Genomic DNA, 20,031 nt, shown 5'->3' with positions numbered 1-20,031 from the left:
TTAGCCAATAATTAAGTTATATATAAGGGTAAAGCTGTAATTTTGTTAAATTAAACGCTCCAAGGTTTTAAAGCCTTGTCTGCACCTCAAAGTTAAGCTTATTTTTCCAAACATGAAGTTCTCTAACCCGAACGTGCCCCCAGGATTCAGTAAAACGACTAAACAGCTGAAACATTTTAACATACGCAGCAGGGGAAAAGCTATACTTAAGATGTTGGGTGTATTCCTGATTTTGGTTGTATGCGGTGGTGCTGCGCCAGGAGGAGGAGAAAAAAGCTATATCCGGAAAGCCGATACAGCCTTTGACCTGGAAAACTATACTTTGGCTTTAGAGCTTTACCGCAAAGCCCTGGAGGTGAACCCTAAAAACCTGAAAGCGAATTATAAAACAGGCTATTGCTACCTGGAGCTACACGAGCCTAAAAAAGCCAAAGTATACTTTAAAATCGCTTTTGACATCGCACCCACTTTTTCGGACTATTTGATTTTGCTTTACCTGGCAGAGGCGCACCACCAGGATTACGAGTTTGAGAAAGCCAAGCAATATTACCAGCAGGAAATGGCCCGCACCCCACGCTCCGACAAGCCTTACATCCAACTCTTGCAAAAACGAATCGATGAGTGTGCAGCAGGAGTGATCCTGTTAAACAAGCCATCTGTAGCCGAGGTTATTAACCTGGGCAATAGTATAAACACCGTTTTTTCGGATCATATCCCGGTGTTTATGCCCGGCGATAGCACTATGCTGTTTACAACACGTTACAGGCACGCTGATAAGCACGGGCTGCTAACCGACGAGGAAAAGCTAATGTATGCTACCAGGCATGATGGCGGCTGGGAGGCAACTACCCCGGAATTCGGTAACTACAAAAATAAATTGGAGCACGGTCTGGTAAATATCAGTCCATCGGGGCGCAGGCTTTATACTTTCCATAGCACCAAGGGGCTGCACGTTTCAGATTTTGATAACGGTAATTGGGCCGATCCAAAGCCGCTGGGTTTTCCTTTTGATGAGGGGCAGCTGAATGTTTCGATCTTTATAACACCAGATAATAAATACGCTTTTTTCTCGAGCAACAGGCCGGGTGGCATGGGCGGACTAGACCTTTATGTGGCTGCCAGGGAAGAAGACGGTGCGTGGGGGCCTGCCCTTAACCTGGGGCCCAACATCAATACAGCCTTCGACGATGATGCCCCCTTTGTTGACCCTGTAACGAACACCCTATACTTTAGCTCGCTTGGGCACAATACCATGGGCGGGTTTGATATCTTTAGCAGCAAACTCGAGAATGGCTCCTGGAGCGCTGCGCATAACCTGGGGTATCCTATAAACTCTACGCACGATGATCTGTATTTTGTGCTGAACCGGAAGCGCACAGATGCTTTCTTCTCTTCTAACAGGGCCGGTGGCTTTGGTGGAAAGGATATTTACCAGGTAATTTTCCCATCTAATTAATGCACTACTTGCCTTGGGTGCTTCCCTTGTTTCTGAATCATAGTTTTTATCCGCAGCAAACCTTGGCGTATAACTGCCTTACCTGAAGGGTAGGTGGTGTTTTGAGCAAAGTATAAATTTTGAAGAACGTGAAGCAGCTGATGATTATTTAAATATATAGATTTTAATTATTTTACCTGCTATGAACAAAGTACGGTAAAACGATCAACTATATTATATATTTTATATATTTGCATTCTTGACAATTTATTATTGATAACGTTATAATGTAAGGCGCGTTAATCTTTGATTTATACTTGCGGAAAGCCTTACATCTACAAGTTTAAATTAAAGGAGCACCGTACATATACTAATTTTAATATTGCTCGTATAGATGCATGTGTATTTATATATATAGAGCAACTGATAAGTTAGTAGCTACCTAATTATACTGAGAACACAAGCTTAAAAAATAAAATATAACAAACAATTTCTTTATGAACCATCTAGCCAAATCGTTATCTCGGTTATCGTTGCTGCTAGTTTTTATGTTCTTGTTCGTTGCCTCGGTAGCGGCGCAGAGCACCGGAAAGCAGCTACGCACCGCGAACAAGTTTTTTAACAAAGAAAACTATAGGGAGGCTATCCCTTTTTACGAGCAAGTACTGGCAAAAAATCCTGATAACGCGAAAGCTTTGTACCGTGCAGGTATCAGCTACATGACTTTCGATAAAGAAAAGTCAGCGGATTACCTGTACCGTGCACAAAAACTAAAGCCAAAAGTTGATCGCGATCTTGAGTACTGGTTAGGTCGTACAGACCATATCAACTACCGTTTCGACAGCGCTGTGGAGCACTACCAGGCGTATCAGAAAACAATCAAAAAAAGAAACTATGAGCGTCGCGAGGAAGTAGCACAGTTAATTAACTACTCCCGCAATGCCAAGAAAGAGGTAGCTAACCCGAAGGATGTTTTCGTGAAGAACCTGGGCGGCACTATCAATACTGCTTACTCTGAGCACAGCCCTGTTATCTCTTCAGACTTCAACTACCTGCTTTTCACATCAAGAGGCGAGAAGGCAACTGGTGGCAAGGCTGCCCGTGACGGCGAGTTTTTCGAAGATATTTTTGAGACAAGAAGAATAAGTGACGATGAGTGGGAGCCAACGCAGGTTGTTCCGGGTGCTTTAAATGGCCCTGGCCACGATGCATCTATCCAGCTTTTTGATAACGACTCTAAAATGTTGCTTTACTCATCCATCAACAATGGCGATATTCTGGTTTCAGAGCGTCAGCCTGATGGTGCATGGGGTGCTCCAAAAAGCATTGGCGACAGAATAAATACCCGTGGCTTCGAATCTGATGCGTTTATCACAGCAGACGGCAACTCTTTATACTTCTCAACGAGCAACTACTCAGAGAACGGCGACCTGGACATTTATGTATCGCAGCGCGACAAGAAAGGCAACTGGGGAACACCACGTAACTTAGGCAAAACAATCAACACACCGTTTGATGATGACAGCCCTTACCTGGCAAGCGACGGAACATTGTTCTTTGCTTCAAGAGGCCACAACTCAATGGGTGGATACGATATTTTCTCAGCCAAGTACGACTCGGTTGCCAGACGTTGGGCCCGCCCTGTAAACTTAGGTGCACCTATTAACACACCTGACGACGACACATATTACCGCCTGGCACCAGACGGAAGCTATGCTTACTTGTCTTCTTACCGCATTGGTGGCTACGGCGAAAAAGACATTTACACGATTAATTACCTACGCAACGCTGAAGTAAAAGGCCAGGTGTTCTCGCAACTTGACAGCACGTTGATCTCAGGTATAGAGCTTGTATTTAACTCAACGCAGGCTGATAAGCGACCAATCTCTTACCGCGATGTTACAAAGCCTGATTCTGCTACTTATGCAGTTCAGGTGTTATCAGGCCGTATGTACCAGGTGCAGGTTTCTAAGGATGGCAAAGTGATCACCACAGAAGAGGTGGAGGTGCCAGTATCACTTAACGATACCACCAGCATCACGCAAAACTTTTATATCGCTTTTGTAGATACAACTGCCAGACCAGCCGGAACAGGCAAGATTGCTATGCAGAACATCTACTACGATACTGACAGATATGATCTTCGCCCTGAGTCTATCAAAGAACTGGACAACATTGTGCGTATCATGAAGCAGAACCCGGGCATGAACGTTAGCATCGAAGGCCATACAGACTCTCGTGCCAGCGAGTCTTACAACATGACGCTTGGTGAGAACCGTGCAAGTGCCGCTTACGATTACCTGGTGAAGCAAGGCATTTCTCCTAAGCGCCTGGTAACAGTTAGCTACGGCGAGCGCAGACCAGCGGTAAGCAACGATTCTCCGGAAAACATGCAGCTGAACAGAAGAACAATGTTCAGAGTGATTCCGCGCGAAGGCGACAACACGCAGCAGAACCAGCAGATCAACAGACAGATGAACTAAAATTAAGTAAAGCGTCTTAAAAAAACGTACTTTATACTATACCCTAAACAGGCCAGACATTATGTTTGGCCTGTTTTTTTATATTTCGGAACATAAACTGCGGATTATAGTTTTAGGAACAGTATTTTTGCCTTATTACAAATTACAATTAACCCATGGCGGTAGTACCCTACAAAGACCAGAACGAAAACAAAAAATCGCAGGTAGCCACGATGTTCAACAACATTGCCGGCAAGTATGATTTCCTGAACCATTTTTTGAGCGCTGGCATCGATATTATCTGGAGAAAGAAAGCTGTTAGCCTGCTTGCTCCTGAAAAACCAAAGCTGGTATTGGACATTGCCACCGGCACCGCCGACTTTGCCATAGAAACGCTGCGCCTGAACCCGGATAAAATAGTGGGGGTGGACATCTCTGAGGGCATGTTAGCCGTAGGACGTGAGAAGCTGGTAAAAAAAGGACTTACAAATAAAATAGAGCTAAAGTACGGCGACTCTGAAAACCTGCCATTTGAGGATAATACCTTTGATGCTATAACGGTGGCCTTTGGCGTGCGCAATTTCGAGAACCTGAAGAAGGGCTTATCGGAAATGAACCGCGTTCTGAAGCCAGGTGGCACGGCTGTGGTGCTGGAGTTTTCGAAGCCGCGCAGCTTCCCGATGAAACAACTTTATCAATTTTATTTTAAGAATATACTACCGGTGGTAGGCAAAATCGTTTCAAAGGATAATGCTGCATACACGTACCTGCCAGAGTCGGTACAGGCGTTTCCTGACGGTAAAGACTTTATCAGCATTTTTGAAGAGGTTGGATTTAAAAACACCAAATGGCATTCACTCACATTCGGAATCAGTTCGATTTACACAGGCAAAAAATAGTTTTCTTAGGCTTTGTGCTGGCCATGCTTTTTGGCACCCAGGCGGCGCAGGCTCAGAAAAAGATAAAGCAACAAAATAAAGCCGGCTACGATGATAAGATCGTGCACTATGGCTTTTACCTGGCTGTACCGCTCACTAAGTATAACATACAGCACTCTCAGGATTACGCAGACCAACTGGCAAACGACCCGGGTGGTGCAGGAAGTATGGCCATCAATGCAAAAGTATCGCCGGGCTTTTATACTGGCCTTGTACTTGATGTACGCCTGGCAGAGTATCTAAGCGCCCGCTTTGTACCGGGCGTTGGCTTTTATGGCCGCTCTATTGAGTATGCCAACGCCCCCCAGGAAACCGGCGAGCGCGGCGATGTTGTTAAAACCATTAGCTCTACCATGGTAGAGTTGCCCCTGCTGCTAAAGTATAAAGCTAAGCGCCGCGGCAACTTCAGGATGTACCTGGTTGGTGGCATTAAGCCTGGCCTGGACCTGGGCAGCACCCGAAGCGGCGATGACGTTGAAAACGAACTGCTGGTTGATAACTTTGACCTGGCGCTGGAGTATGGCTTTGGGGTAGACATCTTTTACCCATACTTTAAGTTTGCTCCGGAAATACGTTTCTCGCATGGCTTGATAAACCAGCATGTGGCCAACCCAAGCCTGTATAACACCAGCATCCAGAAGATGACAAATCACAATGTATCATTAATACTTTTCTTTGAGTAAAAAATGAACAAAACAGCCCTTGTTACCGGCGCAACCTCAGGTATTGGACGTGCCACGGCCATTGAGCTTGCCAAAAAAGGATACCAGATACTTGCAACAGGACGCCGTGAAGAGCGCTTGCAGGAGCTAAAAGACGTGATAACCGAAGTGCCGGTTTATACATTGGCCTTTGATGTGCGTGATAAGGCAGCGATAGAACAAGCCATTGATTCGTTGCCGGAAGCATGGAGGCAAATTGAGGTGCTGGTTAACAATGCAGGTAACGCACACGGCCTTTCGCCTATACAAACCGGCGATGTAGAGGACTGGGACGCGATGCTGGACATTAACGTGAAAGGCCTGCTTTATGTAACACGCGCTGTGCTGCCCCTGATGCTGAAGCACAAAAAAGGCCACATTATAAACATTGGCTCTATAGCCGGCAAAGAAGTATACGCGAATGGTAACGTGTACTGTGCCTCTAAATTTGCGGTAGATGCGCTTTCCAAAGCCATGCGCCTGGACCTGGTGCAGGATGGCATAAAAGTATCAGAAGTTAACCCAGGACTGGTAGAGACAGAGTTCTCAGAAGTTCGTTTTAAAGGCGACAAAGACAGAGCAGCAACGGTTTACCAAGGGTACCAGGCTTTACAGGCACAGGACATAGCCGAATTGATCAGTTTTATAGTTACGCGCCCATCGCATGTAAACTTAGCTGAAGTGCTTATACTTCCATCTGCCCAGGCATCGGCAACTACGGTGGTAAAAAGCTAAGCACAGTATAATTAAAAAGCATGGCCCCTTGGTTTTCTTAACCGAGGGGCCATGCTTTTTAGGGGTACTTTTAACAGTATTTATGTGCGTGGCGCTACTTCGTTTTATCCAGGCTTTCCATCATCTGGAGCAAGTGTAACAGTTGTTTATACTTTTCGATCTGCTGCTTTAAGTTAGCTGTGTTCAGCGTCAGCGAGAAAGTCATAAGTATAAATAAGGCTGCCTGTTGCCATTCAAAAAAGAAGTTGAACTCTCCGATTTGGGCAATGCATATTAGTATAAATAAGACGGTCATGGCAATGGTGATGGGCCGCATGACCTTATACCTTGTTAGTGCCGATTTCAGCTTCGCCTGATACGTTTCTTTTGTATCAGCTAATGATGCTTTGTAGTCTGAGGTTATTTCTTTCGAAATGATTTCCTCTATCCTCTCAAGTATATTCTGGCGAAGTGTGATAAGGTTTCCTGAAGCGTTTGTTTCCATATGGCGTTTACTTGTTCGTGTTACTTATAGGGCACAGGTTATGTTTTATACTTGCTGCTACACTAAATTAATATTTTTCTCGAAAAGTATGCGCGCTATGCCCCAGGTATTCTTTGTTAAGGTGCCTGTAAAGTATAAAGGTAAAAGTGTGGCCCTGCACCAGGCACAGCAGCGGAGTAGCTTAAACTCAAAATATAAACAAGGCCACATCAGAAGCCTTCACGATCAAATGCGTGAATACGCACGTCATTTTTGCGTTTGTCTTTTGTAGTTGGTCCTGCTTCAAGTTCTGTGCCCCGTGCGGTGTCGTACACCCAGGTTTTTTTGCCCCCTCTTTTTACTTCTGATTTATCTTCGATTTCGTCTTCGCCACGGCCTCCTACAATCTTTATTTTTATACCTCGGTTTACTTTGCCATTTATCTTAAACTTGTCATCCTCAGCAAGCCCGTGTAATGTAATTAGCTCTGTTTCTGATCTTATGAACGTGCGGCGATAGACTACTTTGTCATCGGATTTTCGTTTTACAATCACTTCGGTTTTTTCGTCATTCAGGCGGTTTACTTCAAACCTGTCCTCTAAATCGGTACCTACAACCAATACTTCTTTTGCTAAGATTTCATAAAACTTGTCGGCAGCCTCATGCAGTTTATCACGGCGGTTAATTAGCTTGCGCTTTGTTGTTTCACCCTCCAGCTTATAAACAGATGCTGGGTAATTTTGTACTCCTTTAGCAATCACATCGTCGGTTATGGCTTGCTGCAGCACCTTGGCCAGCGAGTCAAACTGTGTACGGGTAACCTGTGATAAAGCTCTTTGATCTATAAATTCAGAATTGATCATGAGGGCCTTCACATCGTTAAACTCATCATCGAAAGACTCGAATTTGCGGATGGCCCAGTTCCTGCTGAAAATCCAGGGAATGATGCCATCCTGAAACCTATAAAATACATTGTCACGATCCTTGGGGATAGGCCGGTACAGGTTTTCGCCGTTTGGCTCATACTTTGCCCATTCCCATTGGCCCTCGTGCCGGTCCCAATCGTTTACGAGCAGGTCGAAAAGGCGTGCTTTGGCAAAAGCCAACTGGTCTATAAAATGATCATCATCCTCGTAGCGCTTGTTTAGTACTTTGCCAGAGCCCACAATATCGATGGCATTGCCAAGAGCCGGTGTGATCGTGCGCTCATCGTTGAATTTTTCCTCCAGCGCGAATACTTTATCGCTGAACCTGTCCTTGTGCTCACCAAAGGAGCTGTCGTTTGGGCGGACATATACAAGCTCGGGGCTGGAGTGCGGTATTCCGGCAGCTTCGGCCAAAGGGGGCAGCACCTGTGCTCCATAAGGGTTTATGGCCGATGTTTGATCTCTGAGGATGTTAAGTACAAACGTTTTGCGCCATACTTTAGGTAATACTTCTGCAGGGTCTTTGTCTAAAGATCTCAGGGCATAGGTAAAGCCATTCTTATCTGCAAGCGTAAGGCTGGTTGTCTGAAAGCCACCACCCAACTTCTCTATCTTGAGCCCGCCTTTGGCAGTTGCCATATCAAATACTGGTATCGTTACCGGTGCGGCCCAAAGTGGTCTGTAGTGTGTTCCCCAAAACAAACGGTGTACAAAGCCTCGCTTGTAATGTTTGCCAGCCTGAACAGTTACTGAGTCAACAGGAGAAAGATTACTCTCTAACTGCTGCCGTGTTTCTCTGTTTACAAGGGGCGTTTTCGCGTAAAAGTTTTTCCGTATGCAACCGGTAAATAGGAGGGTGGCCAATAAAAACAAGAAGTGCCCAAGGCGAATATTCATATAGTTAGATTGTTGCTTTTGATCAACCTTCTTAAACGTAAACGAACTATAATGTTTTCATGTGAACAGCAGCAGGAAATAAGGTAAGGGTAATTTTAGGTTGGCGAGTGGCTATCTGGTTTTTTGCAGGGCTTTAGTTAGTAGTAATGAAATGTTTGTACATCTGGTTGCTAAAACCTCGTACTTTGCACGCCAATAAAAAAACAAGCTTTAAAACGTCATTTTCTTTACCTCTATTTATACTTGCCCTTACAATTACTAAACCAGTTTCGGATTAATTTTTATAGGGACTAGTGGGTGCGAAGGGAGAGGGATTTTAATGTTGGTTAAAGGCTTAACCAAAGTGAGGGAGTACTTCAATTGCTTTATTTTTCGACTTTGCCGGAGCTTACTAAAGTATGGTTTTCCTGTTTGGAGTCCGGAAGAGGAACTAAAGCGACAAATTCGAGGGGTTGGTAGAAAATCAGCTAATGCTTGTTAAGCTCCTAGTATATATTTTGTAAGATAATTGTACCTTGTTGTGCGATAAATAACACATTTTAAAATACTGGAATGCGGCCTGCCCTTGACTTATTTCTACTACTATTAATCTTTTTTTCTGCTACAAAACTCCAGGCGCAAACCGCTGCTGCAGCCAGCGCTTCTCCAGAAAATGCTGAGCAAGTTGCCATTGCCACTTACCGGCAGGCAATGGGGGAAGAGGCACATCTGTTTAGTGGGAGCGAGTTTATTAGCTATCCTGTTTCTGTGGGTGAGCATCAGTTCTTTTTAAATAAGCTATTAGAAGCAAGCCTGGTGTATGACGGACTGACGTATGAGCGCGTTCCAATATTTTACGATATTGTAAATGACGATGTAATTGTAGGCCGCCATGATGAATTTAGCCCCACAATCTACATTAAAGTCCACAAGAACAAAATAACACAGTTTAAGCTTGACGGGCATACTTTTATCCATATCCAGGATAACAGCACATTGGCACCCGGATTTTACGAACAGCTTTACAGCGGCAACCTTCAGGTGCTGGCCAAACGAAAAAAAGTATATAAAAAAGAAGTGGTTACGGTTACGTTCCCCGCTGATAACTACTACTATCTGCTTAAAGCCGGGACTTACTTTCCTGTAAAAAGCAAAGGCTCTGTACTTAAGGTGCTCAAAGAGCACAAAAAAGAGCTGTCGCAGTACCTAAAAGCTAACAATATTATCTTTTCCCAAAACCGCGAATTTGCCATCGCTAAGCTGGCTGAGCAGTACGATTTACTAACGCAGGCCAAATGATCAATCTTTACCGCGCTTTTCTGTTGTTTGCAGCATCCTTCTTTATTGTCTTCCACAGCGCATACGGCCAAAGTGCCAAACCTCAGTTAGTAACCGGAGAGTTTACAGGGATATCGTTTAAAGATTTTGTAGAGCAGGTCGAGAAACAAACCAGCCACAGGTTCTTTTTTGATACTGCCACCCTCGATAGTGTAACGGTAACTCTTAAAGCAGACCGGCAGGAACTGGCCACGGTGTTAAACAACGTGTTCCAGAACACAGCCTACAAGTTTGCCATTGATCCAGATGGCCGCGTGTTCGTGATCAAAGCGGGAGAGTTATTCAGCTCGCTGCCTGAGGGCTTCTTCTCTAAAGAGCAAATACAGCATGCAGCCGTTGTGCCTGACTACATAACAGATCGTGGCAAACAAAGCAGGCCAACAGCTAATAGTGAAAACAAACTGTATGAGATTGGTATCAGATCAGCGGCCTCTGCAGTAGGTAGTGCTACGCTGGCGGGCACCATATTGGATGCCAAGACAGGGGAGCCTGTAATTGGTGCAGTTGTACTGATAGAGGAGCCCTTAACAGCAGTATCTACCAATCATTTTGGTTTCTACTCCCTTACTCTGCCCAAAGGCAAGCACCTGCTTAAAGTGAAGAGTGTGGGCATGAAAGAGCTGCGAAGACAAATAGCTCTTAACGCTGACGGAAAGCTGAACATGGAGATGCAGGAAGACGTGCTGCCCCTTAAAGAAGTGCTGGTAGAGGCCGAGAAACTGAAAAATGTGTCGGGTCTGATGATGGGTGTGGATAAGCTGGACATTAAAACAGTAAAGCAAGTACCCACCGCCTTTGGGGAGGCTGACATCTTGAAAGTGGTGCTGACGTTGCCAGGTGTGAAATCGGTAGGGGAGAGTTCCACAGGCCTTAACGTAAGAGGCGGTGCAACGGACCAGAACCTGATTTTGTTCAACGATGCCACCATTTACAATCCTTCGCACTTGTTCGGGTTCTTCTCCGCTTTTAACCCGGATGCGGTAAAAAGCGTGGAGCTTTACAAGAACAGCGTGCCGGCCAAGTATGGTGGGCGCTTATCTTCCGTACTCGAAATTGCAGGCCGGGAAGGCAATAAAAAGGAGTTTACAGGCTCTGGAGGCATCGGCCTTATCTCTGGCAGGCTTACACTAGAGGGGCCAATCGTAAAAGACAAAACATCTTTCCTGATAGGTGGCCGCACCACCTATTCTGACTGGCTGCTGAAAGCCTTGCCGAGCAAAAGTATGCAGAACAGCACAGCAGCTTTTTATGACTTAAACACAACCATCAGCCACGAGCTCAACGACAAGAACAACCTGGTGCTGTCGGGCTACTTCAGTAAAGATAAATTTAAGCTGGGCAGCGATACCCTGTATAACTACAGCAACCAGAGCATGACGCTGCGCTGGAACCATGTTTTTACGAACAACCTGTATAGCGTTGTAACCGGAGGGTTCAGCGGTTATAATTACAGCATTAACAGCGATAAAAATCCGGTAAATGCTTTTGAGCTCGGTTATGACCTATCGCAGGCTAACCTTAAAATAGACCTGAGCTATTACCCTAACGCTAAGCATGTAATTGATTTCGGAGCCAGTAGTATACTTTATAATACAAAGCCCGGCAGCTTTACCCCGCGCGGCAGCGAATCGTTGGTGAAAGCTGACATACTGGAGCAGGAGAGGGCTGTGGAGAGTGCGCTTTACATCAGCGACCAGTATGAAATTAACGAGCGCCTATCTGTTTCGGTTGGTTTGCGCTATTCTGTGTTTAATGCATTGGGGGCCAAAAGTGTTTTCACCTATGCCCCGGGAGAGACAAAAACTGAAAATAGTATTGTTGATACAGTTGCTTACGGTTCCGGAGATATGATCAAGACGTATCATGGACCTGAGTACAGGTTGTCGCTCAGGTATAATTTAACCAGTGATATGTCTGTGAAGCTGAGCTACAACAGGATGAGGCAATATGTGCACACGCTCACAAACACAGCTATGGTATCTCCTACTGATATCTGGAAGCTTAGCGATAAGCACATCAGGCCGCAGGTAGGAGACCAGTATGCTATTGGAATCTTTAGGAACTTTAGATCAAACACCATAGAAGCTTCTGTTGAGACCTACTATAAAAGTATGAGAGACTTTCTGGATTACAGGAGCGGAGCACAGCTTATACTTAACCATCATATCGAAACAGATGTGCTAAACTCGATGGGTAAAGCTTATGGGGTAGAGGCCATGCTAAAGAAAAACACAGGCAAACTAAACGGTTGGGTAAGTTATACTTATTCGCGCTCGCTGGTAAAGTCTGACGGTGATGATTTTTCTGAAGTTATCAATAATGGCAAGTATTACCCAAGCAATTTTGATAAACCACACGACCTCACGTTTGTTGGCAACTACCGCTTTAGCCGTAGATTCAGTACCTCCATCAACCTGACTTACAGCACCGGGAGGCCTATAACGGTACCGCTTGCCACCTATGATTTAGGAGGCGTTAAGCGGGTGTATTATTCAGATCGTAACCAGTTCAGGATTCCGGACTATTACCGCGTTGATGTTGCTTTGAACATTGAGGGGAACCACAAGGTGCAGAAGTTGGCGCACAGTTCCTGGACAGTGTCAGTCTATAACCTGACAGGCCGCAAAAACCCATACTCTGTATACTTCATCTCAGAGGACAGCAAAATAAAAGGGTACAAAATGTCTATTTTCGGACAGCCTGTTCCTACAGTTACATATAATTTCAAGTTTTAGTATGCAGATGAAAACAAGTATCTGGTTAGCCATACTTAGCTTCGCGGCTTTATTTACACTTACCCAATGCGTAGAGCCATTTGAGTTGCCAGCCTCTGCCATAGATGCAAACATTCTGGTGGTAGAGGGCTCTTTAAACATCGAAAAAGGTACAGGTAAGGTAGTACTGTCTCGCTCACAAAAGCTAGAGGATCAGGGCGAGCCTATAAGAGAAACACGTGCAAAGGTTACTATAGAGACGGATGCGAATGAATCCTTCAGTATGTATGATGTTGGCGGAGGAGCGTATCGCGTCACAGGTATGTCGTTTAGCTACGGCAAGCAATACCGGCTTCGGGTAAAAACGGCAAACGGCGAAGAATATGTATCTGAATTTGTTTCGACTCAGAAAACACCTGAGATAGACGACATAACCTGGCGTGCAGAGCAGAATGGTATACAAATTAGTGTTAGCTCCCACGACCCGGCAAACAACACCCTATATTACCGCTGGGAGTTTGAAGAAACTTACGAATATACCTCCTACTACAACTCGCTTTGGGCTTACAAGGGCGGAGAAGTTATACCTAGGTCACAGGAAGAGCAATTTTACAAGTGCTGGCGCACAGATCCGTCAACGTCCATACTTGTTGGCAGTACTGCTCACTTAGTGCAAGATGTGGTGCGCGATTATCCACTTGTGTTCCGTGAGGGCGTTTCTGAGAAGCTAGCCACAAAGTATAGCATTTTGGTGCGTCAGTATGGCATCAGTAAAGCAGAGTATGAGTATTGGCAAATGCTTAAGAAAAATACTGAAAGTGTAGGTTCCATTTTTGATGCGCAACCTTCACAGGTACGTGGCAACATCAAGAATGTAAAACAACCTGATAATCCTGTGTTAGGCTACTTTAGCATCCAGTCCATGACTGAGAAAAGAATGTTTATAAGTGGCCCGGAAATGAGAAAGCTCGGTTTCTCCTACCATGATATACCTGTATGCAGCTTAGATACCACTTCTCTCAGAGATTTGCCCCAATGGCTGGCCATAGATAAACTTATAGTAGAGGAGTTATTGCCTCCAAACGCAGGATATGTTGTGGCAAACAGAGCATGCGCCGACTGTCGTGTTAAAGGGGGCAGCACGATTAAACCCGAGTACTGGAAATAATAAGCAGCAAGATGAAAATGAATACGATACTTAAAGGCCTTGCTTTAGGGTTTTCCCTTTTTGCTTATAGCGCAGCTCACGCACAAACAGGAGATGAAAGTTATTTGGCTAAAAGTCTAAATAGCTACAACAAGCGTACCATGCAGGAAAAGATCTTCCTGCACAGCGACAGGGAAAGTTACCTGGCTGGGGAATCAATGTGGTTTAAAGTATACAACGTAGAGGGCAACAGCCACCAGTCAGCCAAGCTCAGCAAAATAGCTTATGTAGAGGTCCTGGACCAGGAGCAGAACCCTGTTATGCAGGCCAAAGTAGCTTTGACAGACGGCTCCGGGAATGGCTCATTTTTGCTGCCAGCAACCCTAAACTCGGGTAACTACCTGGTGCGAGCCTATACTAACTGGATGAAAAACTTTAGCGCCGATTTATACTTTGAGAAACCCATTACTATTGTAAATACCTTTAAACAGCTTGGCCTGCAACAGGAGGCAGCCTCTGCTGCGTTTGATGTTAATTTTTTTCCGGAGGGAGGGCACTTGGTAAATGGGGTGCAAAGTGTGGTGGCATTTAAGACCACGGATGCAACAGGCAAAAGTATACCCTTTGATGGGCTACTGTTAAACCAGGCAAACGATACCTTAACCAAATTTAGTACCCACCAATTTGGCATTGGAAGGTTTACGTTTACTCCGGAAGCGGGGCAAAAATACAGAACAGTTCTTAGAGGACCTGAGGGGCAAATCATTACCAGAGAACTGCCACATGCACAGGACAGAGGTTTTGTATTGAACCTTTCAAACGTTGATACAGATCTTCTGAAAATCTCGGTCCGCACAAATCCGCTTGCTTTAGCGCCAGGTGCTTACACAGTATACCTACTTGCGCATACACGCAAAGAGGCTGCCCTTGCCTATGCCGCTCATCCGAACGAGGCAGGTGAAATTATTTTTACGATACCAAAAGATAAGCTTGGCGAGGGGATCACATATTTTACTGTTTTTAATGCAAACAAGCAGCCGGTTTGTGAACGCCTGTACTTTAAAAAGCCGCAGCAACTCTTGCAGCTTAGCGCTCAAACTGATCAGAAAAAGTACAGTACCAGATCTGAAGTTAATCTAGATATCAAAACTACGCTTATGGGTGCAGCCAGGCCAGCTAACCTGTCGGTGGCAGTATATAGAATGGATTCGCTGCAAAGATGGCAACAGCAAAGTATGGCAAGTTATCTTTGGCTCTCGTCTGAGTTGAAAGGAGCCATTGAGCAACCTGAATACTACTTAACCCAAACGGGAACAGCAGCAGAGTTAGCTCAGGATAATTTAATGCTTACCCACGGTTGGAGCAAGTTTAACTGGAAAGAGGTGCTGCACGACACAACAGCCACACCATATACTCACGCAACTGAGTACGGAGGGCACCTGGTGCGAGCCAGAGTTTTTAATGCTAAAACAAAGAAGCCTGCAGCCGGCGTACAGGCTTACCTTGCCAGTCCATCTCGGGATGTAAAATTATCTACTGCAGTAAGCGATAGTGCTGGCAATCTTTTGTTTGACATGATGCGTCTGTACGGTTCTCGGACCCTTGTGCTACAGGCAAACACAACTAATGACAGCTCTTATACTTTTGAAATAGAAAGTCCTTTTTTCGCGCTTAAGTCAAGTTATAAGTTGCCCCGGTTCCAGCTTTCAGAGAGCCACGAGCCAACATTGCTTGCGAGCAGCATACACATGCAGGTACAAAACTATCATACAGCTGGTGTAGCTTATAAATATACTTTGCCAGCCTACGACAGCACCGCTTTTTATGGCACGCCAGATAAAAGCTACTTTTTAGATACTTACACCCGCTTTCCGGTGATGGAGGAGGTAATGCGTGAATACGTACAGCCGGTTTTTGTAAGAAGGCGCCAGGGCAAATTTCATTTCTTTGTCGTAAATCAACCTGTTAAAGCACTCTTTGATCAGGAGCCGATGATCCTGCTAGATGGTGTTCCTGTGTTCGAGACTGACAAAATTATGGCTTTTGACCCCAGAAAGGTGCAGCGATTGGATGTGGTTTCCAGAAAGTACTTCCACGGTAGTGCTACTTTTAATGGTGTGGTAAGCTACGTAACCTATGCTGGTGATTTGGCTGGTTATGAGGTAGACCCTAAGGCTTTGCTGCAGGAGTATGAAGGCATGCAGCTAGCGCGCGAATTCTATAGCCCACAATATACTACCTCAGAGCAGCGCAGCAGCAGAATACCGGATCTTAGAAATCTGTTATACTGGAACCCTGATGCAACCACTTCGGGACAGTCTAACCTGAATTTTTTTACATCTGACCAAACAGGTACTTACCAAGTTGTTGTGCATGGCCTAAGCAAAGAGGGTAATGCCGGTACGGGTACTTATACTTTCAAGGTAGAGTAAATACGGTTTATAAGCAGGTCCGATTACTGACACTAATCGGACCTGCTTATAAACTCTCTTTCTTTGCCAACTCAACTGCTCGTTCCAGCACAACGTCTCTGCCGCTTTTGATATCCTCTGCAGTTTCCAGAACTTCTACATCAGGCACTATACCTATGCGTTGTGTTTGCCCGCCATCAGGATAGTAGATGCCGAGGCCTGAAATCATGGTTGTTATACCGCCTGGTAAAACGATTCTTGTTACGTCGCCATCGGCTCCTGCTGTTTGGGAACCTACTACTGTAGCACCAGGTACTGCCCGTAGTGCCATTGCGGAAAACTCACCAATGCTGAAAGTATATGGCCCTACAAGTATGTATACTTTGCCTTTAAAAGGAGCAGGGTTAGATTCCGGACCGGTTAATGACTCAGCGTACGGGCTTTTAAGCCACATATAAGAACCAGGTAGCTTAACATTACTGTGAGCGAAGCTAGTAAACGGAGTTCGTTTCGGTAATAAGTGGGCAGTGTGCCAGCGAAAAGTATGATCTGGTGTTGCTCGTAAATCATAGATGATAGCAGTATAATCTGCCATCGCCGCATATATACTGTCCGCCTGCTCCTGGCTGGTTACTTTGAGATTGTAGATGTAACCAATTCCTTTGCTTACTTCTTTGGCTGCTGGTCTATCGAGGAATTTTTGCGCTAGGCTCATCATGCCATATGCCTGCTTGTACCGCTTTATCTTCTTAGTTATGCTTTGGTAGTCTCTTGTAAAGATGATCTCCATTTCGTCGGTGTGGCCACGAAGCAGGTGCATGGGCAGAATGTTGTAGTTCCTGCCGGTTGGGTTTGAGTAGGAAAAATACTGCTCCCGTTCCTTAATTAATTCCTTAACTTCGCGTCCATCTACATGCGTAATCACGTCGCCCGGGAGTATATCATGTACCCGCATCACAGAATCCTGCACCCCATCTACAACCAGTTTATCATCTAGTATGGCATATCCAAAAGGAGCTTTGTACTCTCCAAGGTAAGCCTCAAACACAGGCGATGTAAAGTAGCCATGCGTATCGTTTATTTCTGCTACAAGTCTGGCTGCTGTTAAAGCATATTGCGCTGCATTAGGGGCAGCCAAAAACTGAGGTATGTATTCTTCCAGTACCTGATTCCAGTCTTTATCGGTAATATACTTGTAGGGAAAAAAATAATGAATGGTGTTCCAGTACCTGAATAATGCCAGAAGCCTGTATTCTGCAGCGGGGTACTGCATGTTTTTATAAGGCTTTTCGTTTGTGAAAACAGGCCCTGTGCCGCCACTTCGTACATAATATGTTGAGGTGGTATCATGCCGGTAAGCAATTACATCGTGTAACTGCTGCCTTGTTCTTTTATCGAACAGTTTGTTATTGTGTGTCCAGTTAACATCATAGTTCTTCATAAATAGCTGTGATGTGTCAGGAGTTAGTACTGCCTTTGCTGCTTTTGGCCCTGCAGTAGTGATGAGGGTCCGCACCGCCTTGTTTAACTCTTTACTTGTATTTGCCCTCCTAAACGCAGCAACATGTGCCACCAATACACTATCCCAATTTATGGAGCCCTTAGCTATGTTTGGATTGTGATACTTAAGCAAGCCCCAGGTTTTGGCAAGTGTTGCAAGACGTTGTATTTCTGTAGAATGCTTCTGGGCCATGACATGCAGCGGGAAGAGCATAATAAGGAGGCACAGTATGTAGAGTTTGTTTTTCATAGGCGAACTGGTTAATGGTTCCTTTACTCTAATATAGTAAAAACTACATTTAATAATCAAAGGGGGATAAAACAAAAAGCCCCAACCAGATTTACCGGTTGGGGCTTCATTAAATTTATAATAGCTTATACTTAAGCTACTTCTTCTTTATTACGCATGCGGTTACGCTCGTTCTCGTCTAAGTAGATCTTGCGCATACGGATGCTCTTCGGAGTTACTTCCAGCAATTCATCTTTTTGGATGTATTCCATAGCTTCTTCCAGAGAGAACTTCTTGGCAGGAGCGATCTTCACGTTGTTATCAGAACCGGAAGCACGCATGTTTGTCAGCTTCTTGCCTTTCTGGATGTTCACCGTGATATCGTTCTGGCGGCTGTGCTCACCAATTACCTGGCCCATGTATACATCTACACCCGGATCAACGAAGAATACACCTCTGTCCTGAAGTTTATCGATAGAGTAAGCCGTTCCCGGACCCTGCTCCATAGAGATGATAGAACCGTTGATACGACCTGGGATATGACCTTTATGCGGCTCATACGCCATGAAACGGTGGTTCATGATAGCCTCACCAGCCGTAGCGGTAAGTACGTTATTACGAAGACCGATCAGGCCACGTGCAGGAATGTTGAACTCCAGGTGCTGCAGGTCTCCCTTAGGCTCCATGATAGTAAGTTCACCTTTACGCTGCGTTACCAGTTCAATTACCTTACCGGCAGTTTCTTCAGGCACGTCAACAACCATGTGTTCGATAGGCTCGCAACGAACACCATCAATTTCTTTATAAATTACCTGTGGCTGACCTACCTGTAACTCATACCCCTCACGGCGCATTGTTTCGATAAGTACTGACAAGTGAAGGATACCGCGACCAAATACTAAGAAAGTATCTTCACGGTCTGTTTCCTGAACACGTAGCGCAAGGTTTTTCTCAGTTTCTTTAAACAAGCGGTCACGAAGGTGACGTGATGTTACGAACTTACCCTCTTTACCGAAGAAAGGAGAGTTGTTGATCGTGAACAACATGTTCATCGTTGGCTCATCTATAGAGATACGTGCCAATGGCTCAGGATTTTCAGCATCAGCAATAGTATCACCAATGTCGAAACCTTCGATACCCGTTACAGCGCAGATTTCACCGGCTGACACTTCCGGAACACTCTTACGACCAAGACCTTCAAAAATTTGAAGCTCAGCAATTTTGCCTTTCTTGATAGAGCCATCGGCTTTGCAAAGCGCAATTGGCATACCTTCTTTAAGTGTACCACGGTGCACACGACCGATAGCGATACGACCTACGAAAGATGAATAGTCCAAAGATGTGATTTGCATCTGTGGAGAACCTTCTCGGTAAGGAGCAGCAGGAATCACATCAATGATAGCATCTAACAAAGGTGTGATGTTATCTGTAGGTTTTGTCCAGTCGGTGCTCATCCAACCTTGCTTAGAAGAACCATAAAGCGTAGTAAAATCAAGCTGATCTTCTGTCGCTTCAAGGTTAAACATCAGGTCGAATACTTGTTCGTGTACCTCGTCAGGACGGCAGTTTTCTTTGTCTACTTTGTTTACTACCACAATTGGCTTAAGGCCAAGCTGGATAGCTTTACTTAGTACGAAACGCGTCTGTGGCATGGCGCCTTCAAAAGCATCCACTAATAGTAACACACCATCAGCCATCTTTAGTACACGCTCAACCTCACCACCGAAGTCGGCGTGACCAGGAGTGTCTATGATGTTGATTTTAACGTCTTTGTAGCGAACCGACACGTTCTTAGAAACGATCGTGATACCACGCTCGCGCTCCAGGTCATTGTTGTCCAATATAAGGTCGTCAAACTGCTGGTGCTCTGCGAATAGCTTAGAAGCATGGATGATCTTGTCCACGAGCGTTGTCTTGCCGTGGTCTACGTGTGCGATGATCGCAATATTTCGAATATTTTGCATTGAATAGGTTTTTCGAGCCGCAAAAGTACTGAAAAGGGTTTAGATTTTCACTAGTTCGCTCGAAATAAACAGGTTATGTTACTATTAAATTTATTAAAATGCCATTTTTTGGCAGGTTAAATGGCAAACACAAATAGCTTATACTTTGTTTCCTAAGTAGTTATAATTTTAATATTAGCCACTACCTGGCCT

Annotated in this window: 13 protein-coding genes; 9 read left to right on the top strand and 4 right to left on the bottom strand. The window is 44.9% G+C overall.

The genetic code is table 11. From position 1 onward, the window contains the following. The first annotated feature begins 112 nt into the window (after positions 1-112). The 5 genes from Q1A23_RS15720 to Q1A23_RS15700 all read left to right on the top strand — a co-directional run bounded on the left by Q1A23_RS15720 (position 113) and on the right by Q1A23_RS15700 (position 6,271). The gene (locus Q1A23_RS15720; RefSeq protein WP_299824981.1) at positions 113-1,456 is read left to right on the top strand and encodes a tetratricopeptide repeat protein; all 1,344 of its coding nucleotides are present in this window, start codon (positions 113-115) and stop codon (positions 1,454-1,456) included. 476 nt (positions 1,457-1,932) lie between these two features. Further along, positions 1,933-3,918 (top strand): OmpA family protein, encoded by a 1,986-nt coding sequence (locus tag Q1A23_RS15715; protein ID WP_299824980.1) that lies wholly within the window; start codon positions 1,933-1,935, stop codon positions 3,916-3,918. 155 nt (positions 3,919-4,073) lie between these two features. Beyond that, positions 4,074-4,796 (top strand): bifunctional demethylmenaquinone methyltransferase/2-methoxy-6-polyprenyl-1,4-benzoquinol methylase UbiE, encoded by a 723-nt coding sequence (gene ubiE, locus Q1A23_RS15710; protein ID WP_299824978.1) that lies wholly within the window; start codon positions 4,074-4,076, stop codon positions 4,794-4,796. Beyond that, positions 4,745-5,518, top strand: a complete 774-nt coding sequence (locus tag Q1A23_RS15705) for a porin family protein (protein ID WP_299824976.1) — start codon at positions 4,745-4,747, stop codon at positions 5,516-5,518. Before ubiE ends, Q1A23_RS15705 begins: the two co-directional genes overlap by 52 nt. A 3-nt stretch (positions 5,519-5,521) precedes the next feature. Beyond that, on the top strand, positions 5,522-6,271 hold the full coding sequence (locus tag Q1A23_RS15700; protein WP_299824974.1) for an SDR family NAD(P)-dependent oxidoreductase: 750 nt from the start codon (positions 5,522-5,524) through the stop codon (positions 6,269-6,271). A gap of 94 nt (positions 6,272-6,365) precedes the next feature. Here the strand turns inward: Q1A23_RS15700 and Q1A23_RS15695 are convergent, their stop codons facing one another. Next, positions 6,366-6,755 (bottom strand): hypothetical protein, encoded by a 390-nt coding sequence (locus tag Q1A23_RS15695; RefSeq protein WP_299824972.1) that lies wholly within the window; start codon positions 6,753-6,755, stop codon positions 6,366-6,368. Between the two features lie 209 nt (positions 6,756-6,964). Beyond that, positions 6,965-8,557 carry a hypothetical protein gene (locus tag Q1A23_RS15690; RefSeq protein WP_299824970.1) on the bottom strand — a complete coding sequence of 531 codons (1,593 nt, stop codon included), beginning with the start codon at positions 8,555-8,557 and terminating at the stop codon, positions 6,965-6,967. 552 nt (positions 8,558-9,109) lie between these two features. On the opposite strand from Q1A23_RS15690, the gene Q1A23_RS15685 reads away from it, so the two are divergent. From Q1A23_RS15685 to Q1A23_RS15670, 4 genes are read left to right on the top strand one after another with little or no spacing between them, the layout of a single operon-like run. After that, positions 9,110-9,835, top strand: coding sequence for a hypothetical protein (locus tag Q1A23_RS15685; protein WP_299824968.1), 726 nt, complete (start codon positions 9,110-9,112; stop codon positions 9,833-9,835). Continuing rightward, on the top strand, positions 9,832-12,609 hold the full coding sequence (locus tag Q1A23_RS15680) for a TonB-dependent receptor (protein ID WP_299824966.1): 2,778 nt from the start codon (positions 9,832-9,834) through the stop codon (positions 12,607-12,609). Before Q1A23_RS15685 ends, Q1A23_RS15680 begins: the two co-directional genes overlap by 4 nt. 7 nt (positions 12,610-12,616) lie before the next feature. Further along, a complete protein-coding gene (locus Q1A23_RS15675; protein WP_299824964.1) occupies positions 12,617-13,756 on the top strand; it encodes a DUF4249 domain-containing protein in 1,140 nt (379 codons plus the stop codon). Between the two features lie 17 nt (positions 13,757-13,773). After that, positions 13,774-16,167, top strand: a complete 2,394-nt coding sequence (locus Q1A23_RS15670) for a hypothetical protein (RefSeq protein WP_299824962.1) — start codon at positions 13,774-13,776, stop codon at positions 16,165-16,167. 46 nt (positions 16,168-16,213) lie between these two features. Here the strand turns inward: Q1A23_RS15670 and Q1A23_RS15665 are convergent, their stop codons facing one another. Beyond that, positions 16,214-17,896 (bottom strand): S41 family peptidase, encoded by a 1,683-nt coding sequence (locus Q1A23_RS15665; protein WP_299824960.1) that lies wholly within the window; start codon positions 17,894-17,896, stop codon positions 16,214-16,216. A gap of 131 nt (positions 17,897-18,027) precedes the next feature. Then, complete coding sequence (typA, locus tag Q1A23_RS15660) at positions 18,028-19,839, bottom strand: translational GTPase TypA (protein ID WP_299824958.1); 1,812 nt, start codon at positions 19,837-19,839, stop codon at positions 18,028-18,030. Positions 19,840-20,031: the final 192 nt, after the last annotated feature.

The sequence above is a fragment of the uncultured Pontibacter sp. genome (genome assembly GCF_947492645.1).
Classification (GTDB): Bacteria; Bacteroidota; Bacteroidia; order Cytophagales; family Hymenobacteraceae; genus Pontibacter.
Note: the sequence above shows the minus strand (reverse complement) of the source record. Positions and strands in the feature narration are given on the sequence as shown.